The 25,531-nt window shown below is 43.0% G+C and carries 23 protein-coding genes and 1 pseudogene; 13 read left to right on the forward strand and 11 right to left on the reverse strand.

Annotation, left to right across the window (positions count from 1 at the left end; genetic code table 11):
• Positions 1-6 precede the first annotated feature (6 nt).
• The 4 genes from ribD to AVJ20_RS08145 all read left to right on the forward strand — a co-directional run bounded on the left by ribD (position 7) and on the right by AVJ20_RS08145 (position 3,750).
• The gene (gene ribD / locus AVJ20_RS08130) at positions 7-1,110 is read left to right on the forward strand and encodes a bifunctional diaminohydroxyphosphoribosylaminopyrimidine deaminase/5-amino-6-(5-phosphoribosylamino)uracil reductase RibD (RefSeq protein ID WP_111884884.1); all 1,104 of its coding nucleotides are present in this window, start codon (positions 7-9) and stop codon (positions 1,108-1,110) included.
• Positions 1,107-2,399 (forward strand): DNA adenine methylase, encoded by a 1,293-nt coding sequence (locus tag AVJ20_RS08135; protein WP_078189462.1) that lies wholly within the window; start codon positions 1,107-1,109, stop codon positions 2,397-2,399. Before ribD ends, AVJ20_RS08135 begins: the two co-directional genes overlap by 4 nt.
• Positions 2,400-2,432: 33 nt before the next feature.
• Positions 2,433-3,092 carry a riboflavin synthase gene (locus tag AVJ20_RS08140; RefSeq protein WP_078192598.1) on the forward strand — a complete coding sequence of 220 codons (660 nt, stop codon included), beginning with the start codon at positions 2,433-2,435 and terminating at the stop codon, positions 3,090-3,092.
• A gap of 112 nt (positions 3,093-3,204) precedes the next feature.
• Positions 3,205-3,750, forward strand: coding sequence for a VTT domain-containing protein (locus AVJ20_RS08145; protein WP_111884846.1), 546 nt, complete (start codon positions 3,205-3,207; stop codon positions 3,748-3,750).
• Between the two features lie 62 nt (positions 3,751-3,812).
• Here the strand turns inward: AVJ20_RS08145 and AVJ20_RS08150 are convergent, their stop codons facing one another.
• The 4 genes from AVJ20_RS08150 to AVJ20_RS08165 all read right to left on the reverse strand — a co-directional run bounded on the left by AVJ20_RS08150 (position 3,813) and on the right by AVJ20_RS08165 (position 6,700).
• On the reverse strand, positions 3,813-4,031 hold the full coding sequence (locus tag AVJ20_RS08150; RefSeq protein ID WP_111884847.1) for a hypothetical protein: 219 nt from the start codon (positions 4,029-4,031) through the stop codon (positions 3,813-3,815).
• Positions 4,032-4,173: 142 nt separating this feature from the next.
• Positions 4,174-4,812 (reverse strand): hypothetical protein, encoded by a 639-nt coding sequence (locus AVJ20_RS08155; protein ID WP_111884848.1) that lies wholly within the window; start codon positions 4,810-4,812, stop codon positions 4,174-4,176.
• Positions 4,813-4,851: 39 nt separating this feature from the next.
• Positions 4,852-5,259, reverse strand: a complete 408-nt coding sequence (locus AVJ20_RS08160; protein WP_078192594.1) for a DNA polymerase III subunit chi — start codon at positions 5,257-5,259, stop codon at positions 4,852-4,854.
• The gene (locus AVJ20_RS08165) at positions 5,252-6,700 is read right to left on the reverse strand and encodes a leucyl aminopeptidase (RefSeq protein ID WP_111884849.1); all 1,449 of its coding nucleotides are present in this window, start codon (positions 6,698-6,700) and stop codon (positions 5,252-5,254) included. The genes AVJ20_RS08160 and AVJ20_RS08165 overlap by 8 nt, the downstream gene beginning before the upstream one ends.
• A 159-nt stretch (positions 6,701-6,859) precedes the next feature.
• Here AVJ20_RS08165 and lptF point away from each other — a divergent pair, with 159 nt between their 5' ends.
• The 4 genes from lptF (at position 6,860) to AVJ20_RS08185 (ending at position 11,895) form a co-directional block, all read left to right on the forward strand.
• Entirely contained in the window at positions 6,860-7,960 is a 1,101-nt protein-coding gene (gene lptF / locus AVJ20_RS08170) for an LPS export ABC transporter permease LptF (RefSeq protein ID WP_111884850.1), read from the forward strand.
• Between the two features lies 1 nt (position 7,961).
• Positions 7,962-9,032 carry an LPS export ABC transporter permease LptG gene (gene lptG / locus AVJ20_RS08175; protein ID WP_111884851.1) on the forward strand — a complete coding sequence of 357 codons (1,071 nt, stop codon included), beginning with the start codon at positions 7,962-7,964 and terminating at the stop codon, positions 9,030-9,032.
• A 122-nt stretch (positions 9,033-9,154) separates the two neighbouring features.
• Positions 9,155-10,702 carry a 2,3-bisphosphoglycerate-independent phosphoglycerate mutase gene (gene gpmI / locus AVJ20_RS08180; RefSeq protein ID WP_111884852.1) on the forward strand — a complete coding sequence of 516 codons (1,548 nt, stop codon included), beginning with the start codon at positions 9,155-9,157 and terminating at the stop codon, positions 10,700-10,702.
• 17 nt (positions 10,703-10,719) lie between these two features.
• Complete coding sequence (locus AVJ20_RS08185) at positions 10,720-11,895, forward strand: S41 family peptidase (RefSeq protein ID WP_111884853.1); 1,176 nt, start codon at positions 10,720-10,722, stop codon at positions 11,893-11,895.
• A gap of 22 nt (positions 11,896-11,917) precedes the next feature.
• Here the strand turns inward: AVJ20_RS08185 and AVJ20_RS08190 are convergent, their stop codons facing one another.
• The 3 genes from AVJ20_RS08190 to AVJ20_RS08200 are packed head-to-tail and all read right to left on the reverse strand — an operon-like array spanning position 11,918 to position 15,588.
• Complete coding sequence (locus AVJ20_RS08190) at positions 11,918-13,345, reverse strand: sigma-54-dependent transcriptional regulator (RefSeq protein ID WP_111884854.1); 1,428 nt, start codon at positions 13,343-13,345, stop codon at positions 11,918-11,920.
• Positions 13,346-13,364: 19 nt separating this feature from the next.
• Positions 13,365-14,930: a sensor histidine kinase gene (locus AVJ20_RS08195; protein ID WP_111884855.1), complete on the reverse strand. Its 1,566-nt coding sequence runs from the start codon at positions 14,928-14,930 to the stop codon at positions 13,365-13,367.
• 22 nt (positions 14,931-14,952) lie between these two features.
• Positions 14,953-15,588, reverse strand: a complete 636-nt coding sequence (locus AVJ20_RS08200) for a response regulator (protein ID WP_111884856.1) — start codon at positions 15,586-15,588, stop codon at positions 14,953-14,955.
• A gap of 212 nt (positions 15,589-15,800) precedes the next feature.
• Between AVJ20_RS08200 and AVJ20_RS08205 the strand changes: the two genes are divergently transcribed.
• Positions 15,801-16,850, forward strand: a complete 1,050-nt coding sequence (locus AVJ20_RS08205; RefSeq protein WP_143221671.1) for a serine hydrolase — start codon at positions 15,801-15,803, stop codon at positions 16,848-16,850.
• Between the two features lie 124 nt (positions 16,851-16,974).
• Here the strand turns inward: AVJ20_RS08205 and thrC are convergent, their stop codons facing one another.
• The 4 genes from thrC to xerD all read right to left on the reverse strand — a co-directional run bounded on the left by thrC (position 16,975) and on the right by xerD (position 21,438).
• Positions 16,975-18,114 (reverse strand): threonine synthase, encoded by a 1,140-nt coding sequence (thrC, locus tag AVJ20_RS08210; RefSeq protein WP_078192584.1) that lies wholly within the window; start codon positions 18,112-18,114, stop codon positions 16,975-16,977.
• A 62-nt stretch (positions 18,115-18,176) separates the two neighbouring features.
• Entirely contained in the window at positions 18,177-19,481 is a 1,305-nt protein-coding gene (locus AVJ20_RS08215; RefSeq protein ID WP_111884885.1) for a homoserine dehydrogenase, read from the reverse strand.
• 130 nt (positions 19,482-19,611) lie between these two features.
• Entirely contained in the window at positions 19,612-20,424 is an 813-nt protein-coding gene (locus tag AVJ20_RS08220) for a DsbC family protein (RefSeq protein WP_111884857.1), read from the reverse strand.
• A gap of 96 nt (positions 20,425-20,520) precedes the next feature.
• Positions 20,521-21,438, reverse strand: a complete 918-nt coding sequence (gene xerD / locus AVJ20_RS08225; RefSeq protein WP_111884858.1) for a site-specific tyrosine recombinase XerD — start codon at positions 21,436-21,438, stop codon at positions 20,521-20,523.
• Positions 21,439-21,610: 172 nt separating this feature from the next.
• Here xerD and AVJ20_RS08230 point away from each other — a divergent pair, with 172 nt between their 5' ends.
• The 4 genes and pseudogenes from AVJ20_RS08230 (at position 21,611) to murD (ending at position 25,527) form a co-directional block, all read left to right on the forward strand.
• Positions 21,611-21,874, forward strand: a complete 264-nt coding sequence (locus AVJ20_RS08230; protein WP_111884859.1) for a FeoA family protein — start codon at positions 21,611-21,613, stop codon at positions 21,872-21,874.
• Positions 21,871-23,733, forward strand: coding sequence for a ferrous iron transporter B (gene feoB, locus AVJ20_RS08235; RefSeq protein WP_111884860.1), 1,863 nt, complete (start codon positions 21,871-21,873; stop codon positions 23,731-23,733). The genes AVJ20_RS08230 and feoB overlap by 4 nt, the downstream gene beginning before the upstream one ends.
• 39 nt (positions 23,734-23,772) lie before the next feature.
• Positions 23,773-24,024 carry a DUF6587 family protein gene (locus tag AVJ20_RS08240; RefSeq protein ID WP_111884861.1) on the forward strand — a complete coding sequence of 84 codons (252 nt, stop codon included), beginning with the start codon at positions 23,773-23,775 and terminating at the stop codon, positions 24,022-24,024.
• Positions 24,025-24,182: 158 nt separating this feature from the next.
• Positions 24,183-25,527, forward strand: a pseudogene (gene murD / locus AVJ20_RS08245) (UDP-N-acetylmuramoyl-L-alanine--D-glutamate ligase).
• Positions 25,528-25,531 lie beyond the last annotated feature (4 nt).

Genomic DNA, 25,531 nt, shown 5'->3' on the forward strand with positions numbered 1-25,531 from the left:
GATTACATGTCTGAGTTAGATCAAGTGACGTTGCAGCAGCATCAACAGTGGATGCGGCGTGCAATTGCATTGGCACAGCAGGGGCAATACAGCACGCGTCCTAACCCCAATGTAGGCTGTGTGATTGTCAAAGACGGTCAATTGGTTGGTGAAGGCTTTCATCCAAAAGCGGGTCAGCCGCATGCAGAAGTCTTTGCAATGCGTGATGCAGGTGAGGCCGCACGTGGCGCAACCGCTTATGTGACTTTAGAGCCATGCGCACACTATGGACGTACGCCACCTTGTGCCAAAGGCTTGGTAGAAGCAGGTGTTGCTCAAGTCATTGTGGCCTGTCCCGATCCCAATCCATTGGTTGCGGGTAAAGGTGTACAAATCCTACGTGATGCTGGCATTGAAGTGATTACGGGTATTTGTGAAGCAGAAGCACATCAATTGAACTCGGGCTTTTTAAAAGCCATGGCGACGGGCATGCCTTATGTCCGCCTCAAAGTCGCATCGAGCCTTGATGGGCGAACAGCCATGGCTTCAGGTGAGTCTAAGTGGATTACGGGTGCAATGGCGCGACAAGATGTACAGCATTGGCGTGCGATATCAGGTGCTGTGATTACTGGGATTCAAACAGTATTAGCCGATGATTGCTTACTCAACGTACGTCAACTCGATGATGCTGTTGATATGCAAAGCGTGGTTCAGCCGAAACGTATCGTGCTAGATCGCCAAGGCCGCTTGCCATTAAGCGCAAAAATATTGCAGCAACCTGAAACCGTGATGGTCATGGGGCCATATCGTCAGGAACTTGCTGACTTGGGCGTGGTACAATTTGAAATTCAGCCTTTGGCCGATCTGTTAGCAGCATGCGTTCAACAGTTCCAAATTTATGATGTACTTGTGGAAGCCGGTGCGACACTTTCGACCGCTTTCTTACAAGAACATTTGATCGATGAAATGATCAGTTATGTTGCACCGACCTTGTTGGGTCAGTCAGCACGTGCGATGTTTAATGCGGAATTTGACCGCATGGCAGAGCAGCTTCGATTTAAGCTGAAAGATGTCACTCAATTGGGTGATGACATTCGCTTAAGGTTAATCCCTTCTCAAGAGACGCTATGAATTCAGAGTCTACGGTTTATCACAAACGTCGTCATGCGGCTCGTACCACAGACGAATATCTTTTCCATCAATTGGTTCCTTATTTGGGAAACAAACGCCGTCTATTACATCTGATTTTAGAAGCACTTGAGCAAACGGGAACCTTAAAACGCGAAGATGGTCGTGCGCCGATATTTGCTGACTTTTTTGCAGGTTCGGGTGTGGTATCACGGTTGGCTCGTCAAAACGGCTATCGTGTTATTGCCAATGACTGGGAACCCTACAGCCATGCTTTGAACAGCGCGATTCTCTCTTGTGTTGAAGCACCGGCGTTTAAAGAGTTGGGTGGCTATCAGAAAGCCATTGATTATCTGAACCGTTTGCCAGAAGTGAAAGGTTGGGTGACCCATAACTTGTGTCCACGTAATGATGAAATCTACGATCCGGCACGTGACCGTTTATTCTTTAAACGCCGTAACGGTATGCGTATCGATGCGATTCGTCAGCAAATTGCAACTTGGCAAGCTCAAGGCGCGATTGATGATGTGGAAATGAGTGCTTTATTAGCGCCGTTATTGTATTCAGCAAGTTTTGTCAGTAATACCAGCGGTGTATTTAAAAGCTTCCATCATGGTTGGGGTGGTAAAACCCAAGCGGCCTTGGATCGTATCGGTTCTTTGTTATGGCTGACCCCAAGTCGTTTTTGTGAAATTGGTGATCCGAAAAAACCCGCCGCTGAAATGTGGTGTGTCGACGCACAGCATTTGGCCAATCAGATGAGCGGCTTTGAAGTAGATGTGGCTTATCTCGATCCACCATATAACCAACACGCTTATAGCAGCAACTACCATGTATTGAATGCTTTAACGTTATGGGATCAGGTGGATTTACCGACACCAGACACCAAAGGCTTTAAGAGCGGAATCGACCGTGCATGGCGTAAAGAACGTCCAAGTCCATATAATTCTTCGAAGCATGCGAAAGAAGCTTATGAAAAATTATTAGAAACCATCAATGCACGTTACATCCTGACGAGCTATTCAACCGATGGTAATATCAGCGCCACAGATTTGTTACAAGCCAATTTAAAACGTGGCAGAGTAAGCTTATTGACGCAAGATGTACCACGTTACCGCGTGAGTAAGCAGCGTCAGTCTGAACGTGCACGCGTACTAGAGTTTATTGTCATCACGGATACGCATGCCAAATCAGGTCCACCAATCCGTCAGTTGTTGAGTCAATTGCACCATTTTGCAGAATTAGGTGGTGTCGATACCTCTGGCGTGAGCACGCAACTTGATTTGTGGTAAAAATCATCGCCCCATATTTTTCAGGGATTGAACATGTTTACAGGCATTATTGAAAGTCTAGGTAAAGTTGAAAGCATTCAAAACGTGGGCGGCGATGTCCGCTTGCGTATCCAGACAGATTTAGACATGTCGGATGTGCATTTGGGGGACTCGATTGCCACCAATGGCATTTGCTTAACCGTGATCGACTTTGGCAGCAATTGGTATGCAGCCGATGTTTCACGTGAAAGTTTAAATCGGACCACTTTGGAACACTGGAAAGCAGGGCAGGCTGTGAATGTGGAAAAAGCCATGTTGCCGACCACGCGTTTTGGTGGACATATTGTCAGTGGTCATGTCGATGCAGTAGGTGAAATCACTCAAGTTCGTTCAGATGCGCGTTCAATTTATTTTGAAGTGACCGCACCGAAAGAAATTGCACGCTATTTAGCAGAAAAAGGCTCTGTGACCGTAGACGGTATTAGCCTGACGATTAACCATTTACGTGGCAATGTGCTGAGCTTAAATTTAATTCCGCATACGGCGGAACGAACCAATATTGGCACATGGAAGGCTGGGGCTAAAGTGAACTTAGAAGTAGATGTTTTAGCACGTTATATTGAGCGTTTATTGCTCGGCGATAAAGCCGCTGAGACCACAGCGCAATCGAAAATTAGCTTAGATTTTCTCGCTGAAAATGGCTTCTTGAAATAAGTTGATACCGAAGAAAACCAAACAGTCTGATTGAAAAATTAGACTGTTTTTTTATTTTTGGTGATAATGCGTCGCGGAATGACATATATGATGAATAATCAGACAGGTGATAATGATTGATTTCTTACTGAATCTGGAACAGTGGTTACCCATGTTATTGGAAAATTATGGTGTGTGGATTTATGCCATTTTATTTCTGGTGATATTTTCAGAAACGGGTTCAGTATTTATGTTCTTCCTGCCGGGAGACAGCCTATTGCTTGCCATCGGCGCATTATGCTCAACGACGGAAGTGGTGCATTTACACACCATGGGGCTGATGTTATTTGTCGCATCAGTCTTGGGCTACTGCGTCAATTACTACACGGGCAGCGTGCTAGGCATTAAGTACTTTAATAAGCACACACGTTACTTTAAGCCCGAATATATGGTCAAAACCAATAAATATTTTATGAAGCATGGTGGTAAAACGATTTTAGTCGCACGCTTTGTACCCTTTGTACGTTCTTTTGCGCCTTTTGCTGCTGGATCTGCACGCATGAACCTTGGCACATTTATGTTCTATAACGTGCTAGGTGGTTTCATCTGGATTGGATTATTACTCGGTATCGGTTATTTCCTAGGACATACCGTTTCTGCAGTTGCAGATTTGGTCTAAGCCAAACTTAGACATAAAAAAAGCCCACAGTTGTGGGCTTTTTTTATGGAGTAGATGACCACTTAGTGTTTTGTAACGGTCACTACATCAAGGGTTTGAAAAATCGAGCTCTGGGGCAGTTGCTGAATGCTAAAACCACCTTTTTCTGATTCACGGCTGAGATACACCGAAATACTGTGAAAGTCTGAATGACTCAGCCAAAGATCTTTGGCACGAATGTCCCATTGTTCTCCAGCAGATAGAGAGGATATTTTCTGGGTAATCTGGTGAATGATGTCCATATTGAATTCCCATCTGGATGCATGATTATATTTTTAGGATGCCTGAAGCATTGTATTTTGAGGGACAATGCTTCAGTCATATGAACATCATGTTGCAAATACATGTCAGTTTAATGACAGTGACCAGATTTCGATGCACAGCTTAAGATGCTTGGGACGATGTAGATTCTGTCGAAAAATTGGAGTTTTCTAAGATATAGTCAATTTCTTCTTGTGCGGCAGCTTTCAATTTTGTACGAAAATCACTGACGGCTATTTCGATTTGCGTTTCTGCCTCAAGTTCCAAACGCACGCGTACACTTTCTAGTTCTGACAACATCTGTCCTTCGCTCACCGATAAGCTTTGACTTAATCTCGCTAAACCCGTTTCAGGGTTTTTATGATAGCGAGCGGCATAGTGTTGTACTTCACGATCAAGATTATGCTGCATCATGGTGAGTGCTTGTGTCTGTGCGGCAAAGCGTAACTCTTCGTCGCGTCTCAGTTGTTCTGCATAGGCTTGTTCAGCTTCACGTTTTTCTTCTAAGGCTTTTTCTAAAGCCAATTGTTTGCGAATACGAGCATCTTCAATCAGCTGTGCTTTCAAATCTGCATAAGCAGACTCAATTTTGTCAAAAGACACTTGCTGTTGCTGTTGGTCATTGACCAGCCATTGTTGAATGTCTGTCCTGGGATTGAGTACATCGCAAACGCGACCAAGGTCATCAATAAAGGTCTGACGAATAGCTTCAGGTACTTTTAACCAGCGCTGTTTAAAGTCTGGACCGACATTCAATGCCATGGTGCATCTCCTTGCAAATAGGGTAAAACCAATATCACGTTAAAGTTTATGGGTCTGCGGTTGAACGCCCAAACGTCGATATTGTTTATATTTTTCACGCCCGATAATTTTAGCGGGTTCGTTATTTTCAATAATTTCGATAATGTGACTAAAACTTGCGAACTGTTCAAGTGCTTGATCGTTAAAATTAAACACAATCCAGTCGGCTTGCTCAGGCAATTGGGCAGAAATACAGACAGTTGCCTCGGGTTGATCGATACCATGGGGAATGAAACCTGTGTGATCGAAACTCCACAGGCGTTCATCAAGTTGTTGCTGTAAGTCTGGGTCAGCACAATGTAGCCAAATACGTACAGGCTGACGCAGGATCTTACGGCATAAACGACAAGTGCTTTCGACTTGTCGTTCAGGACTTTTTTCAAATAAATAAAAGCTAACTTTAGCCATTCGCTTGAGCACGATTCGCTAAAAATTGCATTAATAATGGCACAGGACGACCTGTTGCGCCTTTATTTGCACCTGAGTTCCATGCAGTACCAGCAATGTCTAAATGCGCCCAACGATATTCACGCGTGAAGCGTTGAAGGAAACATGCAGCTGTTACAGAACCTGCTTTGGGACCACCAATGTTGGCAATATCTGCAAATGGAGAATCAAGTTGTTCTTGATAATCTTCAATCACGGGCATACGCCATACGCGGTCAAAGCTGTGTTGACCCGCAGCAGTCAATTCAGCCGCAAGTTCATCATCCGGAGTGAACATACCAGTAAGGACTGAACCCAGTGCTACGACACATGCACCAGTGAGAGTTGCAATATCAATCACCAGTGCAGGATTAAAGCGTTTTACATAGGTTAAGGTATCGCACAGAACCAAACGACCTTCGGCATCGGTATTTAAAATTTCAACGGTTTGACCGCTCATGGTTGTCACGATGTCACCCGGGCGAGTGGCATGACCAGACGGCATGTTTTCTGCAGCAGCAATTGCGCCGACAACATGAATCGGCAATTTCGCTTCACATAACGCACGGATGGTACCCAAAACTGATGCAGAACCGCACATGTCGAATTTCATTTCGTCCATGCCCGCACCCGGTTTAAGTGAGATACCACCCGTATCAAAAGTCACGCCTTTACCAACAAGCACCACTGGCGCTTCTTCACGGTTTGAAAGGTATTCGATGGTAATAATACGGCCTGGACGGTCAGAACCTTTGCTCACAGCAAGGAAAGCACCCATACCGAGATCAGCCATTTGCTGTTCATCGAGTACAGTCACTTTGAGTTGATCTGGGAATTCAGCTGCAAGTGCTTGAGCTTGTTCGGCCAAATATTCAGGGAAACAGATATTGCCCGGACGGTTACCTAAGTCACGAGTAAAACTTTGACCTGATTGCACTGCAGAAATTAATTCAAGCTGTGCAGTGGTTAATGGACTTTCAGTAGCGATTAAATGGATCTGCTCCAAAACAAATTCATTTTTCTTAGACTTGTATTCATCAAATGCATAAGCCGCTTGCGTCAGGCTAAGTGCAAATAAATAATGTTGTTCTTGTGGTAGAGCAGAGATATCGACACTGATCTGTTTGAATTTTTTTTGTGACGCTTTAATAATAGTTTGTGCAATTTTTGCAAATTTATTGACCTGTAATTCAGCAACTTTGCCGAGGCCTAAAAGAGCGCTATTGCGACAAGCGGCAATGTTCGCCACCAAAGGCAGGCTTTCATTGAGTGCTGCTTTAAATTGAGTTGCTTCAATTAAATTATCTAAATCATTGATTTGATATGAAGTAGCTGCATTTGTAACGTGCTCAGAATCTACTAATATCAACAAATATTGGCTGGACGCATTCGCTTGGAATGACGTATTAATAGAAAGTTTCATGTGCGGTATTTATGCCTTTTTAAATTTATAAACCATTAAACCATTGAAACATTTATATGAATAGAGTTTCAATGAGCAACAAGGGTATAGGTTTTATATTTTCTACATTCGGGTAAACTAACGCTAGTTTTTATTGGCCCTATTTTTGGAAGAATTAATTTGATTATTCGGCGTTATCTGGTCAAGCAAGTGGTGTCGACATCACTGGTTGTGATTGCCTTATTGACCTTGATCATGATGGGTGGTCGTTTGATCAAGTACTTTGGTGTGGCGGCGCAGGGTCGTTTAGATGCAAGTATTTTATTTAGCATCATTGGCTACCGTTTGCCTGAGTTTTTAACCTTAATTCTTCCGCTCGGTTTCTTTATTGGTCTGATGTTGGTCTTTGGTCGTCTGTATGTCGATCATGAAATGGCTGTACTCAATGGTAGTGGTGTCAGTCGCAATCAATTGTCACGTTTATTGGTGCCAATGACCGTGCTCTTTATGGCTGTTCAAGCATTTTTGATGCTGTGGGCGTCGCCTTGGGGCATCCGTCAGTTTGAAGCATTAACGACTTCGCAAGCGGTACGAACAGGCTTTGACTTGGTTCGACCAAAAGAGTTTATTTCCTCTGGGCCCTATACTATTTATGCAGGGGACTTGTCAGAAGACCGTAAAAACTTAAAAGATATTTTCTTTTATCAGCGTGCAGAAAAGGAGGGTAAGCCTGATGTCATTATTTTGGCAAAAGAAGCGACCCGCGTCGAAGTGCCCAATGATAATGCCAATGTCGTTGATTTAGTTGAAGGCCGCCGTTACGAAATCTATCCGGGACAACCGCGCTATTCTCAAGCTGAATTCCAAAACTATCGTTTACGTTTAGAAAATGATAAAGAAGCAAAATTTGAAAGTACCGAAGTAGAAGCTTTGCCAACCTCGAAGTTATGGGATAACCGTCATGATCCTGTGGTTGCCAGTGAACTCGGTTGGCGAATTTTTGTGCCGTTCGCTATTTTGGCGGCGTTATTGCTTGCCACCGCTTTGTCTGAGGTCAGTCCTCGTCAAGGGCGTTACCTAAAACTGTTCCCAGCCTTACTTATTTTTGCCAGTTTAATCGTGGCTTTAATGGCGATCAAAACGCGGATCAGTAAAGATGAAATGGGGATTTGGGCTTATCCACTGGTCTTAGTGATTTACGGTATTGCAGCAGCATTGTTCTCGCGTAAACAAAAATTAGCGCCCAAAATTAAGAAACAAATTCAGCGAGTGAGGTCTTAAAATGTTGGCACGTCGTATAGTTGCAAAACATGTGACCAAAACTACTGCTTTAGCCATGCTTGGTGCGACAGCGGTATTGGCTGGCTTACAAGTGCTTTTTACTTATTTAGGTGAATTGGGCTCGCTGAAAGAAGGCTATAACGCATGGAATGCTTTGCAGTATGTGTTATGGAGTTCACCGAATTATTTATATGAAATTTTACCGATTTCAGCCTTGATTGGCGCGGTATTGGGTTTAGGGACTCTAGCTTCAAACAGTGAATTGATTGTGATGCGTTCGGTCGGCATCAGCCTTTGGCGGATTGTGGGCTGGGTGATTCGTTCAGCACTCATTTTGGTGGTTTTATCCTTTGCGTTAAGCGAATGGGTCATTCCCTATACAAATGAACAAGCCAAAAGCGTCAAAAGTCACCGCACTGCGGCTGAACTGGGCGAAGTCAAAGGCTATTGGTCACGTGAAGGCCAACGCTTTATTTATATTGACTATGCCAATTCGCAAGGTCAAATTAAAGATGTTCAGGTTGTTGATTTTGATGAAAAATATCGTTTGCGAGGCACTTTGGATGCGGAGCAAGGGAATTTTGTCAAAAATGGCTCTTGGTCGCTACAAAATTCAACACAAGTCGATCTCTTAGCGACGGGTGATGCCGTGGCGAAGCAAAATGCTGAACAGCCGCTTTCATTGGCGTTGCAACCTAAATATGTACATATGGTTACCATTGACCCTGAAGACCTATCACCGAGTCAATTGGTGAGCTTTATGAGCTATATGCATGAATATAGCCAAGTCCCGAAAACTTACCAATTGGCGTTTTGGCAAAAGTTTGGTTCGCCCTTTGCTTTAATTGCCTTGGTGGTAATTGCGTGTTCATTTATTTTTGGACCTTTACGTCAACAGTCGATGGGTTTCCGCTTGGTGATTGCCTTATTTGCTGGACTGGGCTTTTACTACTTACAAGATTTCTTGGGGTATGCAAGTTTGGTGTACGCACCATCGTCTGCATGGTTCGTCTTTATACCAATTATTTTGATGTTTGTAGCGGGTGGCTATCTGCTGCACCGCGCACGTTAAGTGCATGCAAGATTGAGTAAAACAATGTTGATGACCTATATAAACCATGGTTGTCACATAGAGTCTTCACCGAAAATTCGGTAAGATAGTATGATTAATTTATAAACGAAAGAGTGTTCATTATGACGGATGCAACTGCTGGCAAAATCCCACACGTATTAGTAATTATGGATGGTGTGGGTCATCGCGAAGCGGTCGAGGACAATGCCTTTTTAGCAGCAAAACGACCAAACTTGACTGCAATGCAGGAAAAGCATCCGCATGGATTGATTTCAGGCTCTGGCGAAGACGTTGGTTTACCTGATGGACAAATGGGTAACTCTGAAGTGGGCCACATGAACCTTGGTGCAGGACGTGTACTGTATCAAGACTTTACTCGTATTACCAAAGATATTCGTACCGGTGCCTTCTTTGAACATGACGTATTAGTCGATGCGGTTGAAAAAGCCAAAGCTGCAAACCGTGCTGTACATATTATGGGCTTGTTGTCTGAAGGTGGTGTGCATTCACATGAAGATCACATTGTCGCGATGGCTGAATTGGCATTAAAACGCGGTGCAAAAGTTTATCTTCATGCATTCCTTGATGGTCGTGATACGCCGCCAAAAAGCGCACAACCTTCGCTTGAAAAGTTAGATGCGCTGTTTGCTCAGTATCCGGGTCAAGGTCGTATTGCCACCATGATTGGTCGCTACTTTGCAATGGATCGTGACAACCGTTGGGATCGTGTTGAGCAAGCCTATCGTCTTTTAACTGAAGGTGAAGCAGTGCGTACAGCAGCGACTGCTGGTGAAGGTCTAGAGCAGGCTTATGCTGCTGAAGAATCAGATGAATTTGTGAAAGCGACGCGTATTGGTGATTTAGCACCGATCCAAGATGGTGATAGCGTTGTCTTCATGAACTTCCGTGCTGACCGTGCGCGTGAAATTACCAAAGCTTTTGTGGAAAAAGATTTTGCAGGTTTTGAACGTAAAGTGGTTCCTGCTTTATCAAAATTTGTCATGTTGACACGTTACCAAGCAACAATTGATGCACCTGTGGCTTATATGCCAGAAGCGTTGCATAACTCGATTGGTGAATACCTGTCTAATTTGGGTAAAACACAACTTCGTATTGCTGAAACTGAAAAATATGCACACGTGACCTTCTTCTTCAGTGGTGGTCGTGAAGATGAATATCCGGGTGAAAAACGTATTTTGATTCCATCACCAAACGTTGCGACCTATGATTTAAAACCAGAAATGAGCGCTTATGAAGTCACTGATGAATTGGTTGCCGCAATTAATTCAGGTGAGTACGACTTACTGGTGGTGAACTATGCCAATGGTGATATGGTTGGCCATACCGGTGTGTTTGATGCAGCAGTCAAAGCGGTTGAGGCTGTAGACACGTGCTTAGGCCGTGTATATGAAGCTGTGATGGCAAATAAAGGTCACATGCTCGTGACTGCCGATCATGGTAACGTAGAGCAAATGCAGGATTACCAAAGTGGTCAGGTGCATACTCAACATACCACTGAACTTGTGCCATTTATCTATGTTGGTCCGACCAATGCAACAATTGCAGAAGGTGGTGTTTTGGCTGACGTAGCGCCGACACTGTTAACTCTTATGCACATTCCTGTACCAACAGAAATGCAAGGTCGTAACTTGATTACTCTTGAAGCTTAAAATGTAAGGAAGCATGAATGACTAAAGCACACTGGACGTCAGTTGTAAGCCTTACAGCCTTGCTGCTGTGTTCTAGTCATTCGACATGGGGAGCCGATAAAGCAAAGTCGGCTTTCGATGAATTTGATGGCAGCTATGAACAAAGTTATGCCGAAGTACCTGTCGAATCAATCCAACAATTTGTTCAAATCTATGGCATTGTCAAAGAAAATTATGTAGTTGAAAAAAATGACGATGCATTATTCCAACAAGCCATCAAAGGCATGGTCAGTGGTTTAGACCGTTATTCACGATATCTTTCACCTGAAGACTATAAGCAGCTTTTGCAATACACCGAAGGGGATATTGCGAGTGTCGATTTCAATTTGCGCTTTGATGCAGGTCTACAGCAATGGGTCATCACCAATTTAAAGCCTGATGCCGACTCAGCAAAGCTAGGTCTGAAAAATGGCGCGGCGGTGTTTAAAATTGATGATCAAGAACTCAAAAAACTCAATCAAGATCAAGTGCGACACCTACTCACCGGTAGTATAGGTTCAACGCTGAATCTACAGCTGATAACTGCAAGTCAACCGGTCAATTTGGTCAGAAACACTAAAGTTGAAACAGATATAGAATCTAAATTATTAAATAATCAGGTTTTAGTTTTACACGTTAAAGTTTTTCAACAAGATACTGCCAATGAAATTAAGCGTTTAATTGAAAGTCATGGTTCACGTGTCAAAGCTGTATTGTTTGATTTAAGAAATAACCCCGGCGGGTTATTGTCCGCAGCAGTGGAGTCTGCCGATTTATTTTTGAATCAGGGCATTATTGTGTCGACTCGAAGTCGATCTGAAGGTGACCAACAATTTCAAGCTTTACCGAGTTTTGAATTTCAAAATATGAAAGTTGGTATTTTAATCAACAATCGTTCTGCTTCTGCCGCAGAGGTCTTTACCGCAGCATTAAAAGAGCATAAACGTGCATGGGTAGCGGGTGAGAAAAGTTATGGTAAAGGTGTGGTTCAAAAACTATTTCCATTGAGTAATGGTGCGGCTTTACAAATGACTGTGTCGCAATATCTGACACCGAATGGCAAAATGATTGAAGGAATTGGAGTGCAGCCAGACTATAACTATCCGCTGCAACATGATGTACGTGAAGATCACTATGTCGATCATGTTGCAGAGTTATTGCTGAATCAAAAATAAACAGCAATACGCTGGAAAACTTTTACTCTTCGTCTTCGGTATCTAAACCGAATTTTTTCAAACGATAGCGTAATGAACGGAATGACATACCTAATTTTTTGGCGGCAAGTGTTCTGTTCCAGTGAGTCAAATTCAACGCATTCATGAGCACTTCTTTTTCGATATTTTCTAAAAAGAGTTCTAAACCTTCTTCAGGTATTTTACGAGGAACCACACTCTGTTCGTTGCTGTTTGCAGCAAGCTGTGCAGAATCATTCGTTGTTGGAGCGGAATTGAACTGAGCACTCGGTTGTCTTAATGGCGCACTTTGCAGATGTTGAAGATCAATTTGCTCATCATCGCAGAGGGTCATGGCACGTTCAATAATATTGCGGAGTTCACGGACATTACCCGGATAATATTGGTTGAGTAGGAAGTTTTTCGCTCGTTCAGTCAGAGGCTTAGTGGCAATTTCCCATTCATGGCTAATTTTTTGAATAAAATGTTGTGCCAATAAGAGGATGTCGTCGCCACGTTCACGTAAGGCAGGCAACACTAAATCCATCACATGGATACGGAAGAATAAATCTTGGCGGAATCGACCTTGTTGGACGAGAGCTTCTAAGTCCTGATGACTGGCACTGATCACACGGAAATCAACATCAATTTCACAGTCTGAACCCACAGGACGAATACGTTTTTCCTGTACAGCACGTAGCAGTTTAACTTGCATGGCTAAAGGTAATTCGGCAATTTCATCCAGAAATAAGCTACCACCATGTGCAGATTGAATCAGACCTTGCTTGTCTTGGGTGGCACCACTAAAGCTGCCTTTTTTATGGCCAAAAAGTTCACTTTCCATTAACTCTGTGGGAATTGCCCCACAGTTAATAGCAATAAAGGGCCCTTCATTACGGTTGCTTAAACGGTGAACCAGATTGGCTACGACCTCTTTGCCCGTACCAGATTCACCCGTAATAAAAACAGGTGCTTGTGAACGTGCAATTTTCTTTAGAGTTCGACGCAATTGCTGGATTGGAAGCGATTCACCAATCAACATTTTATGTTCTAAAGCATCTTGCGAAGTAATGTCTTCGGCCAATGGCTTATTCAGGGCTTTTTGTAGCAGTTGTTCAAGATGTTTGGGATTGATCGGTTTGCTGACAAAGTCGAAAGCTCCCGCCTTTAATGCGGCAATGGCAATATCCATGTTGCCATAGGCTGTTAGCACAGCAACTGGAAGGGCAGGACAGTGTTCATTCATCCAATCTAAGAGCTGTAGACCATTACCATCGGGTAAGTTGAGATCGGTTAGACAGGCATCGTAGCTATAGGTAGACAAGGCTTTTTTAGCTTCGTCGAGGCGATGTGCAACATGCGTTTTAACCCCCATCCTTGATAAAGACATTTGCATCAGCATACATAAGTCTTCTTCGTCATCAACTAACAATACCAGTGGTTGTGAATCCACAGTTTTCCCCTAAAAACAATTAAATAACAGCTTGTAAGCACTCAATCCTAAAGCAAGCCCCCTGTTTTTGTTCTACATAGGAAAGCTGTGCTTGATTCGCTTCACAGAAGCTATGAGCAAGATATAATCCTAAACCAGTTCCAGTAATTTCGGTACTAAAAAATGGTTGAAATAACTGTGCGCGGTTTTGTAAAGCAACCCCATGACCGAAATCTCGGACATCGATCTGGACTTTTTTCTGATCCGTACGCGCCACCACTTCGATATACGACATGTCCGGATTGTTATGGCGAATCGCATTACGAATTAGGTTGATTAAAATTTGTCTGAACTGTGCCTCATCAAAATCGATCAAAGTTTTGGCTTGTACATTGAGTCGAATGTTCTGTTGAATGTCTGCTAGATCTTCTTGTAGGAACAGCGGTAAAAATTGTTCTAGATTCAGACGAGTAGGATGGGTTTCCTTATTGCGCACCATATTTAGGGTGTCTTGAATAATTCGGTCGATCCGCACCGCTTGACGTGAAATCATATGATTCAACATGTGCTGTTGTTCGGTATCACTTTGCGGATATAAATCATTGGCATGCACAATTGCGGCTAAAGGATTGCGAATTTCGTGGGCAATACTGGCGGAGAGTTGACCTAAAGCGGCTAATTTTAATTGTTGCACTTGCTGATTGAGTTTTTGTGCATCTTGTAAAATCAGCAAGGTCAACATTTGATGCGGCACAACGAGTTTTTGTACGAGTACCTGAATGTGGTATTGGCTTTGTTGGGATTCAAATTGGAATTTTTCACCACTTTTTAAATCTTCAAACTTGAGTAATTCAAATAAGTCGGGCTGCGTGGTATACAGTGGATATTGATCATGATGATAAGAATTTGGCATGCCGAGTAAATGGCAAGCAGCAGGATTACTCAGCACCACATGACAGTTTTCATCCAAAACCAAATAGCCCGTATCAATCTGTTCTAAAATATAGCGGTTAATGTTTTGTAGTCGATGTAGCTCTAAAGATTGCGAAAAATTCAGATTTTCTAATAACTGGAAACGTTTCACTGCAATTTGCGCACTGCCATACACTACACAAAATAAAAAAGCCAAAATCGCACTGTTGGTTAAATTTTTAAGTGAGGTAAATTCAAGAATTGAACCTAAAAACAGTTGATATACTACACAGATCACAGCGATGAGGGTGATGACCAAAGCTTTTTGGGCATCTAATAACAGTGATGCTGCAAAAATCGTAATCACAAACAGTAAACTCAAATGTAAATTGGGCCCATCGATGGCTAAGGTCAGTAAGCTCAGCGAAATCACATCTACGATGAATAACAGCAGTAGCTGGTTTGGAATACGGACTTTGAAGCGTCCAAGCGACATGAATTGAATGCTGGTAAACAGCAAATAAATCGTCAATACATATAGGTATAAACGTGGGTATTCATAATCTGAAGTGAATTGAGTGTAGGTCAGTAAAAAGACCAGTAACAGACAGGCACTGATGATAAAGCGATAAGCACTGTACCAAAGGCCTAAATGATACTGGTTCAATTCACTATGAATTGAACGCTGTGTCATAAGTAACTGGATGTACGTGGTGTTAAGGTTTGATTAACCCGTAGCGAATCGCCAAGTGAGTTAGTTTGACATCACTATCAATATTCAGTTTTTCAAAAATGCGGTAACGGTAGGTATTCACTGTTTTAACACTAACGAATAATTTATCGGAAATTTCTTGTGCACTAATACAATTGACCACCATCATGGCAACTTGCATTTCACGCTCAGACAGGGCGTCAAAAGGTGATTGTTGTGTATCAGACAAATATGAGCTGGCCAGTTGTTCTGCAATGTCTGCACTGAAATATTTGCCGCCTTGCATCACTTTATTAATCGCACGGACCATTTCATTAACTGGTGCACCTTTGGTGATATAGCCTTTGGCACCTGCTTTTAACAATAAAGACGGGTAGGGTTCTTCAGCAAGTCCACTGACGGCGAGGACTTTTGTATCTGGCGCTGTTTGAAGTAGGCGACGTGTGGTTTCTACCCCCCCGATCCCCGGCATATTGACATCTAATAAAACAACATTTGGATGGTGTTGGCGAACAAGTGTAATAGCATCTTCACCAGATTCGGCTTGTCCAATGACTTGGATATCTGCATGGTCTTCGAGCATACGGCAAATACCAGTACGGACTAATTCATGGTCATCTACCACCAAAACTGTGATCACCTACACTCTCCCTCAAATCAAAATCTGTTTTTTTTGTTACATAAAGCAAAATAAGCTTGCAATGAAACGACAAAATTAGCAATCCTATTCTTATATGAAATGAAAAACTTCATACACAATGTGTGAGCAAAAAATGTTCGTAGTTGTGACCAATGTACGGCATATTGCTGGTCTTGCGCAAATGTTTAGTATCCTGAGTTGAGTGAGCAATGGTGAAAAAATTAAATAAATCCTTCATGCACGTTTTGGGCATGTCAATTTTATTCAGTATGAGCAGTTTCAGTTCTGCTGAAATTGTGATGAATAGTGCTGCAAATCAGCAGTCAAATATTAGCTGGTCATCTGAAGATGCAAACCAGTTACTCAACGGTGACGTGTCTTATAGCGCTGAAGAGCCATCTCCTCAAGGGTCAACGAAAGTGACTACTTCTGTACGTAGTACAGGCGGCGTGGTACAGACAGCACCATCGAAAACGGTCCGTATTATTGATACCAATCAATACGCAGGACAGCCCTCTGTAAATGCGCGTGCAGCACTGGTTATGGATGGTCAAACTGGTGAAGTGCTATATAGCAAAAATAGCAATACCGCTTTACCGATTGCATCAATTACCAAACTCATGACAGCAGTAGTGATTTCAGATGCCCGATTAAACATGTCTGAAAAGATTACCTTACAACAGTCTGATTTCTCATGTTCAGGTTGTAAAAGCTCAAGTTCAACGCTGCGTGCTGGCGACAGTATGAATCGTGCAGAAGCATTGCTGTTTGCTTTGATGAAATCTGAAAACCCAGCTGCTTCGGCATTAGCACGTACTTATCCAGGTGGTCGTTCTGCATTTATTGCAGCGATGAATGCGAAAGCACGCTCATTAGGGATGAACTCGACTCATTATGTGGAATCGACTGGCTTGCACCCAGGCAATGTCGCTTCGGCACGTGACTTAGGTATTTTGGTGAATACCGCTTCGCAGTATGGTTTGATTCGTCAATTTTCAACCACACCAAGTTATGACTTTAATTTGGGCTACCGCGTATTGAAATCAAACAATACCAATGCTTTAGTGCGTAATGGTGGTTGGAATATTAATATTTCAAAAACTGGATTTATTAATGAAGCAGGGCGCTGTGTAGTGATGCATACCACATTGAATAACCGTCCAGCGGTAGTGGTGTTATTGGGTGCGGATTCTTCAGTTGCACGAACCAATGATGCGACACGTTTAATGAATTGGGCGAGCCAGTTACCAAAACGTATTTAATAAGATTTCAGATTTTTCATTCTTTCAGTATTTGGATTTACTCAACGTTTAAATGCTGAAGTGGATGCAAGATATAAAAAAAGCCCTGCAAGAGCAGGGCTTTTTTATTTAGTCAGCATATGAATTACATATTTGACAGAATTGAATCGCGAACTTGATCCATAGTTGCATCAATCGACAACATCACGGCGTCTTGGCATTGCTTGATGGCAGTGTCAGGATCTTTTAAACCGTTACCTGTTACAGTACATACGATCACAGAACCTTCAGCAATTTTACCTGCTTTAATGTCACGAATCGCACCACCGATAGACGCTGCAGAAGCAGGTTCTACGAATACACCTTCGTACATAGACAGTAGACGCTGTGCTTCTAAGATTTCAGCATCTTGAAGTTCATCGAACCAGCCTTCTGAGTCGCGGACTACTGCTTTAGCATGGTTCCAGCTTTGTGGGTTACCAATACGGATCGCAGTTGCTACAGTTTCAGGGTTTTCTACAGGTGCACCGCGTAGGAATGGTGCCGCGCCAGCAGCTTGGTAGCCCACCATTGTTGGTAGACCCGCAGGTTTTGGACCTGTGAATTGATCAGTTTCAGGATCATAAACCACTTGTACAAATTCTTCTTTAGGCTGATTCGCCACAGCTTCGGTATAACCCATCCAGTGTGCTGTGATGTTACCCGCATTACCTACAGGTAAGCAGTGGTAATCTGGCGCACGACCTAATTCGTCAACGATTTCGTAAGCAATGGTTTTTTGACCTTGCAGACGGTATGGGTTGATTGAGTTTACAATCGTAACTGGTGCTTGATCTGCAACTTCTTTTACAAGACGCATACCGTCATCGAAGTTACCGTGAATTTGCATTGTTACCGCGCCATACATCATCGCTTGTGCCATTTTACCCATGGCAATTTTGCCTTCTGGGATGAGCACAAATGCTTTAATGCCTGCACGTGCAGCATAAGCAGCCGCTGCAGCAGATGTATTACCTGTAGATGCACAGATAATTGCTTTAGAGCCTTCTTCAACTGCTTTTGTTACAGCCATGGTCATACCACGGTCTTTAAATGAACCAGTCGGGTTTAAGCCCTCGTACTTCACATAAATTTCAACATTTTTGCCAATAATGCGTGGAATATTCTCAAGCTTAATCAGTGGCGTATTACCTTCGCCCAAAGAAATTGCGCGAGTAGTTGCAGATACGGGTAAACGGTCGCGATAGCGGTCAACTAAACCAGTATAACGATTGGCATTAGACATGATGATGTTCCAATTGTGTGTAGAGCTTGGCGAGAGGAACTGAAATATTCCCCTCGACCCGATTAATTATCAAGCGATTCTAAACGAATTCGTACAATTTCGCCATGAATGACAGGCAATGCTTGAATTTGTTGAAGTGCTTCATCCATTTTAGATTCTTTGACTGGATCAGTCAGAATCACGATAGGAATAAGATCTTTTAAGCGCGGTTGTTGCATGATCGCATCGATGCTGATTCCCGCACGGCTTAAAATCGTCGTCACATCAGCAAGAACGCCAGTTTGATCTTCGGCATTAATACGGATGTAGTATCCAGTGGTCATTTCTTCACGTGGAAGAATTGGTAAATCAGTTAGGGCTTCAAACGCAAGCTGTGGAATTGTGCCAGCACCATCTTCGGTATAGGAGATGTCCCGGACAATATCAACAATATCAGCAACTACGGCTGATGCGGTCGGGCCTGCACCTGCGCCTGCGCCATAGTAAAGCGTTGGGCCAACGGCATTGGCTTGAACCAATACGGCATTTTTAACGCCATTTACATTGGCAATCAGTTGGTCTTCAGGGATCAGCGTTGGATGTACACGAAGCTCAATACCTGTTGCAGCACGACGTGCAATACCTAAATGTTTAATACGGAAACCAAGGTCTTCAGCATATTTGACATCTTGCGCAGTAACTTTGCTGATGCCTTCAGTGAAGACTTTGTCAAATTGGAGTGGGATACCAAAAGCAATAGAAGCCAGCAATGTTAACTTGTGCGCCGCATCGATCCCTTCGACGTCGAATGTAGGATCTGCTTCTGCATAACCGAGTTCTTGCGCTTCTTTGAGAACGTCTGCAAAGGCACGACCTTTTTCACGCATTTCAGTCAGGATAAAGTTACCAGTACCGTTAATAATACCAGCCAACCAGTCAATTTTATTGGCTGCCAAACCCTCACGGAGGACTTTAATAATTGGGATACCACCTGCGACAGCTGCTTCATAAGCAATCTGAACGTGATGATCATCGGCCAATTTAAATAATTCATTACCGTGTTCAGCTAATAAAGCTTTGTTGGCTGTGACCACTTGTTTGCCATGAACGATTGCTTCACGAATCACTTCATACGCAGGGTGAATGCCGCCCATAACTTCAACTACAACGTCTACATCGGGTTGACGGACGATATCCAATAAATCAGCACTTTGCTTCACTGAAGCAGGCAGTTCTAAATCAGGACGAGGGCGACGCGTACCCACATGGGTAATTTCAATTTCACGACCGGTGCGACGTTTAATCTCAGCAGCATTTTCTTTTAGTAGTTTAAGGGCACCACCACCCACAGTACCAAGACCGAGGATTGCCAGACGAACTGGTTTCACGTCACACTCCATTTATTTCATCATTGCTTTAAGTGAGTTTAGATCATAGCTAAAAAAACGTTCGGACTCTAGGGTAGAAATCACTTTATTCCTACCCATAAAAAACATTCATTTAGCCTATAAAAATTAGTTATTTAAGCGCACTTTCAAGTTCGGAAGCCGACATGTAAGCACCGATGTGTTTGCCTTCTGCGTTATAGATCGCTGGCGTACCATTCACACCAATATTTAGACCCATTTCATACATGTTGCGCACAGGGTTTTTACATGATGCTGGCTCGATTTGCTCACCGGCAATGGCTTTATCAAATGCGGCACGACGGTCTTTGCTACACCAGATAGTTTCCATCATTGGCATGTGTTGTTCACCACGTGGCCAAGCGATGTAACGGACTTCAATGCCACGGGCATTAATATCATCCATTTGTTCATGTAATTTGTGGCAATAAGGACAGCTGACATCGGTAAACACATAAACCACGTGTTTGGTTTTACCTTTGGCTTTATAGATCAGTAGGTCTTCAGTTTTTAATTGATCAAATAATTTTTTGTTGGCCTCTGCTTGTAGGGTATCGCCTACATTAAAGAGTTGTTTTTCACCTAAACGAACCACGTCGCCTTGGAAAATGTATTTACCATCAGCTGTAGCATAGACCGCAGGCATGCCTTCAAAGCTTACCCAAAACAAATTAGGAACTTCAGTCGCTTTCACCCCAGTGACTTTGGCATTGATATTGGCTTTTTGCAGATTGGATTGCAAAGTATCAATTAAACGCTGCTGAGCATTACGTTCAGATAAATTCGAAGCTTCACCAGTTGCAGGCGTACTTGCCGTTAATGTCGCATCTTTCTTTTCGTCATTATTTGAATTAGAACAAGCCACTAACGCCATACTGGCAACAAGTGTCGATGCGAGAAAAATTTTTGAACGGGTAAATAACATAAACAACCCTTTTCTTTTAGCTTTATCAAACAGGTGAGTAAGCATAGCAAAAAATATCGGGCACAATAGAACTTCTTGGTCTGATATTTCCTGCCGTTAAGCTCTCGGATGATAGTCTGCATGTAATTTTTGCATACGAACCTGCGCGACATGGGTATAAATTTGCGTGGTAGACAAGTCACTGTGGCCGAGCAGCATCTGCACGACACGTAAGTCGGCACCGTGGTTGAGCAAATGCGTGGCAAAGGCGTGGCGTAAGGTATGTGGTGATAATTCGGCTTGAATGCCTGCAATGAGCGCATAGCGTTTAATCGCGTACCAAAAGTTTTGGCGACTCATCATTCCACCGAGTTGAGTGAGAAATAAAGCATCGGTTGCGCTTTTGTATAAGACGGGGCGTGATTCGGCTAAATATTTCTCGATCCATTCCACCGCCATTTGACCTAAAGGAACTAAGCGTTCTTTATTGCCTTTACCAGTAATCCGTAAATAGCCTTGTTTCAGATTGATCAGTTCTAATCTTAAATTTAATAACTCAGAGACACGTAAACCACAGGCATACAGCACTTCGAGCATGGCACGATCACGTAGACCCAATGCGGTGTTGAGGTCTGGGGCATTAATCAGGGCTTCGACATCTGCTTCGGATAAGTCCTTTGGTAGGGCACGACCCAATTTGGGTGTTTTATGGATTGCAACAGGATTGTCACTGCGTATTTTTTGTTCACGCAAGAACTTGAAAAATGAACGCAGTGCAGAAAGTGAGCGGGCGATCGAGCGAGGGCTTTTTCCTTGTTTAGTCAGGCTAAGCAAGACATCTGAAATGTCGTCACTGCTCCAATCAGTCATGACATGCGTATGACACTCACTGCATTGAATTAAATCAGATAAATATGCATTTCGAGTGTGTGGACTGACGGTTTGAGCTATTAAATGATCACGATATCCGTGTAAAAAACTGAGTGATTCTGGAATTTGGACTGGGGTTGGAATACGTGGTTTTTTATTTAACATGTGCCGCTCATTTTCGAAATTAAACCAAGAAATCACAATGGTTTAATGCAATGTAATTTAAAAAAATAGTCGTGTCGATGCTAGATTGTTAAATGAGAATTGAAATCGAATCCGATTTGTTAATTATTCTCATTTGTTTGTATAATATTCAAAATTTTTTAGGGTTAGTTGCGTGCGATTATCTGATTTGAAAGTGAAACAAAGCGCAGTCATTCATAAGGTACATCGTAACCAGAATGGCAACAATGCTCCGGCTGATTTAGTCGCTAGCCGTTTAGAGACTTTGGGTTTTGTTCCCGGAACAAAAGTACAGGTGATTACCAAAGGTATTTTTGGTGGTGACCCGATTTTAATTCAAGTTGGGTTTACTCGTTTCGCACTGCGAAAAATAGAAGCTGAAAAAGTGGAAATAGCAATGGAAGGGGCATCAGCATGAGTGATGCGTTACGTATTGCCCTCGTTGGTAATCCAAACTGTGGTAAAACTTCATTATTCAATCATTTAACAGGTACACGTCAGAAAGTTGCGAACTATGCTGGGGTAACGGTTGAGCGCAAGGTTGGTCAATTTACGTTGCCATCGGGTAAATCTGTTCGAGTTTTGGATTTGCCGGGGACGTATAGCTTAGAAGCGACGAGTCCTGATGAAGCGATTACGCGTGATGTCGTGCAAGGTAAAATTGCAGAAGAAGGCCATCAAGATGTCTTTTTATGTGTAGTTGATGCGACAAACTTAAAATTGCATCTCGGTTTGGTCATGGAAATGATCGATTTGGGTCGTCCAATTTTACTTGTCCTCAACATGATGGATGAAGCACGTCGTCGTGGCATGCAAATCAATACCCAAAAGCTGTCTCAGCGTTTGGGCGTTCCTGTTGTAGAAACCGTTGCTGTACGTAATGCAGGTATTGAAAACTTAATGGGCGCTTTGGATGCCGAAGGCTTCAGAAAACCAGATGCGTCATTAAGTGATACCAATCTTTCTGGGACTAACCACGAAAAAATTGAACAAATTTTAAAAGACGTGGTGGTGTTTGTTGATCATGAAGATAAACGCTCAGACTTCCTCGATAAAATTTTTCTACATCCAGTCTTTGGTTTAATTACCTTAGCGGTGATGATGTTTATTATCTTCCAAGCGGTGTTTGCATGGGCTGCGCCGTTTATGGAAGGTATTGAATGGGTGCAGGATTGGGTTGGTGAAGCCGCAGGTGGCATGATTTCCAATCCATTACTACAGAGCTTGGTTGTTAAAGGGATTATTGAAGGTGCGGGTGGCGTAATTGTCTTCCTCCCACAAATTATTATCTTATTCTTCTTTATTTTGGTTTTAGAAGAATCAGGTTATTTACCACGTGCAGCATTCTTGCTAGATAAGCTGATGTTTAAAGCGGGTTTGAGTGGACGTGCTTTTATTCCTTTGCTGTCGAGCTTTGCCTGTGCTGTACCGGGCATTATGGCAACCCGGAGTATTCAAGACCCCCGAGATCGTCTGGTCACGATTTTAGTTGCGCCATTGATGACCTGTTCGGCACGTTTACCGGTTTATGCCTTGCTGATCTCAGCATTTATTCCACAGCAAATGGTCTGGGGCGTCTTTAACTTACAAGGCTTGGTGTTATTTGCATTATATGCAGCAGGGATTGTGAGTGCCTTAATTGTGGCAACAGTGCTGAAATTCTTCCAAAAAGATAAATCACAGCATGCCTTATTGATGGAACTTCCAAGCTACCGTTTCCCAGATATTAAGAGTGTTTGGATTGGTTTACTGGACCGTGCCAAGATCTTCTTGAAGCGTGTTGGTGGCATCATCTTCGCTTTATCAATTTTATTATGGTTCTTGTGTACTTTCCCGCAACCGCCAGAAGGCGCAACTTTGCCGGATATTGATTATTCATTGGCAGGTATGCTTGGGCATGTATTACAACCGATCTTTGCACCATTAGGTTTTAATTGGCAGATCTGTATTGCCTTAATTCCAGCGATGGCGGCACGTGAAGTCGTTGTGGCGGCATTGGGTACGGTGTATGCCTTGTCTGCAACAGATGAAGATGCCATGTCTCAAGGTCTGGCAAATTTAATTAGTAGCGATGGGTCATTGGGTTGGTCATTGGCAACCGGTCTATCATTATTGGTGTGGTTTATTTATGCGCCACATTGCTTGGCGACACTGGCGACAGTTAAACGTGAAACTGGCTCCTTGAAAACGGTGAGTTTCATGACTATCTATTTATTTGGTTTGGCTTATCTAATGGCATTCATCACGTATCAAATTGCAACACGCTATTTTGGATAGTGAATCTTGAATGGCAAAAGCTGAACAAAGGAGAGAGACATGCTTGAATCAATAATTATTGCGATATTGGTGATTTGGAGTGCTGTCGTGGTGTTTAAGAAGGTATTTCCAAAAACATCGAACTCAGTCTTCACAACTTTATCTGGGCACTGTGCAAACCGCGGTTGGAACAGTTTAGCCAAATGGTTAAAGCCCAAAATGGTCGCAGGCTGTGCAGGCGGTTGTGGATGTTCAGCTTCGGATAATTCATCTGCAAAAAAAGCTGAAGTACAAGCGGTGAAATGGAAATAAGCTCACCGTCAATTGCTTGAAGAAACCGCCCAAGATGGGCGTTTTTTTACGAGCGGACACAAAAAAACTGCGAGAAAGTGAAAACATAAAAAGCATTCAAAACAGCAAAGTGCTAACATTTTGTCAGATTTAAAAACCGACCAAAAAATGGGGCGAAAATGTTAATACAGCGTGGTGGATTGAAGGTTGTTGCCGGATTAGGGATTTCTGGTGTTTCCGCAGTGAATTTCTTACATAGCCATGGCTACCGCGTTGCAGTCACCGATTCACGAGCAGTTCCACCGGGTCATGATCAAATTCCAAGTGATGTACAAACCAGTTTCGGTCAGTTGGATCAAGATTTATTACTTCAAGCAGAAGAAATTATAATCAGTCCAGGGCTAGATCCAAAATTACCACAAATTCAGGCGGCCATTGCAGCCAACATTCCTGTGGTTTCAGAAATTCAAATTTTACGTCGTGCGACAGATAAGCCAATTGTCGCGATTACAGGTTCGAATGCGAAAAGTACCGTAACGACTTTATTTGGTCTCATGGCAGCAGATGCAGGCAAAAAAGTGGCAGTGGGTGGAAACTTGGGTCGTCCGGCTTTGGATCTCACCAAAGATGATCCTGAACTTTATGTTTTAGAGCTTTCAAGTTTTCAATTAGAAACCACGTCGAACTTGGCTGCAGAGGTTGCTGTTGTGTTAAACATGAGTGAAGACCATTTGGACCGTCATGGCGATATGATGGGCTATCACACTGCGAAGCATCGTATTTTCCAAGCGGTGAAAAAAGTGGTGTATAACCGTGATGACTCATTAACACGTCCATTGGTTCCAGATGCTACTCCAATGCAAAGCTTTGGCTTAAATGCACCGGATATGAATCAGTTTGGTATTTTACGTGATACTGATGGCACAATTTGGTTGGCACGTGGTCGTGAGCGTTTACTGAAAAGTGCGGACATGTATATCCAAGGGACTCATAATGTGGCAAACGCTTGGCATGTTTGGCTTTGGGTGAAGCGATTGGTTTGCCACTAGCAGGCATGTTGGAAACTTTGAAAACTTTAAAGGTTTAGAGCACCGCTGTGAATTTGTCAAAGAAGTGAATGGTGTTCGTTATTATAACGACTCTAAAGGTACCAATATTGGTGCGACTTTAGCTGCGATTGATGGTCTAGGTGCTGCGATTGAAGCCAAAGGCGGTAAAGTGGCGATTATTTTAGGTGGTCAAGGCAAAGGGCAGGACTTTACTGCGCTGCGTGATTCACTTTCAAAATATGCCAAAGTTGCGGTATTGATTGGTGAAGATCGTCCAATTATTGAAAAAGCGATTGAAGGGACAACCACGCTGATTCATGCTGAAAGTTTGAAACAAGCGGTTGAGCTGTGCCAACAAAATGCGGTAGCCAATGATGTGGTGTTATTGTCTCCAGCGTGCGCAAGTTTTGATATGTTTAAAGGCTACAGTGAGCGTGGACACCAATTTGTTGATTGTGTGAATGCACTCGTTTAAAAGA

It is taken from the genome of Acinetobacter sp. CFCC 11171 (assembly GCF_003268405.1).
Lineage (GTDB): Bacteria > Pseudomonadota > Gammaproteobacteria > Pseudomonadales > Moraxellaceae > Acinetobacter > Acinetobacter amyesii.

Coding starts and splice junctions, on each gene's coding strand:
- ribD (WP_111884884.1), top strand. CDS start 7: ATGTCTGAGTTAGATCAAGTGACGTTGCAGCAGCATCAACAGTGGATG.
- AVJ20_RS08135 (WP_078189462.1), top strand. CDS start 1,107: ATGAATTCAGAGTCTACGGTTTATCACAAACGTCGTCATGCGGCTCGT.
- AVJ20_RS08140 (WP_078192598.1), top strand. CDS start 2,433: ATGTTTACAGGCATTATTGAAAGTCTAGGTAAAGTTGAAAGCATTCAA.
- AVJ20_RS08145 (WP_111884846.1), top strand. CDS start 3,205: ATGATTGATTTCTTACTGAATCTGGAACAGTGGTTACCCATGTTATTG.
- AVJ20_RS08150 (WP_111884847.1), bottom strand. CDS start 4,031: ATGGACATCATTCACCAGATTACCCAGAAAATATCCTCTCTATCTGCT.
- AVJ20_RS08155 (WP_111884848.1), bottom strand. CDS start 4,812: ATGGCATTGAATGTCGGTCCAGACTTTAAACAGCGCTGGTTAAAAGTA.
- AVJ20_RS08160 (WP_078192594.1), bottom strand. CDS start 5,259: ATGGCTAAAGTTAGCTTTTATTTATTTGAAAAAAGTCCTGAACGACAA.
- AVJ20_RS08165 (WP_111884849.1), bottom strand. CDS start 6,700: ATGAAACTTTCTATTAATACGTCATTCCAAGCGAATGCGTCCAGCCAA.
- lptG (WP_111884851.1), top strand. CDS start 7,962: ATGTTGGCACGTCGTATAGTTGCAAAACATGTGACCAAAACTACTGCT.
- gpmI (WP_111884852.1), top strand. CDS start 9,155: ATGACGGATGCAACTGCTGGCAAAATCCCACACGTATTAGTAATTATG.
- AVJ20_RS08185 (WP_111884853.1), top strand. CDS start 10,720: ATGACTAAAGCACACTGGACGTCAGTTGTAAGCCTTACAGCCTTGCTG.
- AVJ20_RS08195 (WP_111884855.1), bottom strand. CDS start 14,930: ATGACACAGCGTTCAATTCATAGTGAATTGAACCAGTATCATTTAGGC.
- thrC (WP_078192584.1), bottom strand. CDS start 18,114: ATGTCTAATGCCAATCGTTATACTGGTTTAGTTGACCGCTATCGCGAC.
- AVJ20_RS08220 (WP_111884857.1), bottom strand. CDS start 20,424: ATGTTATTTACCCGTTCAAAAATTTTTCTCGCATCGACACTTGTTGCC.
- xerD (WP_111884858.1), bottom strand. CDS start 21,438: ATGTTAAATAAAAAACCACGTATTCCAACCCCAGTCCAAATTCCAGAA.
- feoB (WP_111884860.1), top strand. CDS start 21,871: ATGAGTGATGCGTTACGTATTGCCCTCGTTGGTAATCCAAACTGTGGT.
- AVJ20_RS08240 (WP_111884861.1), top strand. CDS start 23,773: ATGCTTGAATCAATAATTATTGCGATATTGGTGATTTGGAGTGCTGTC.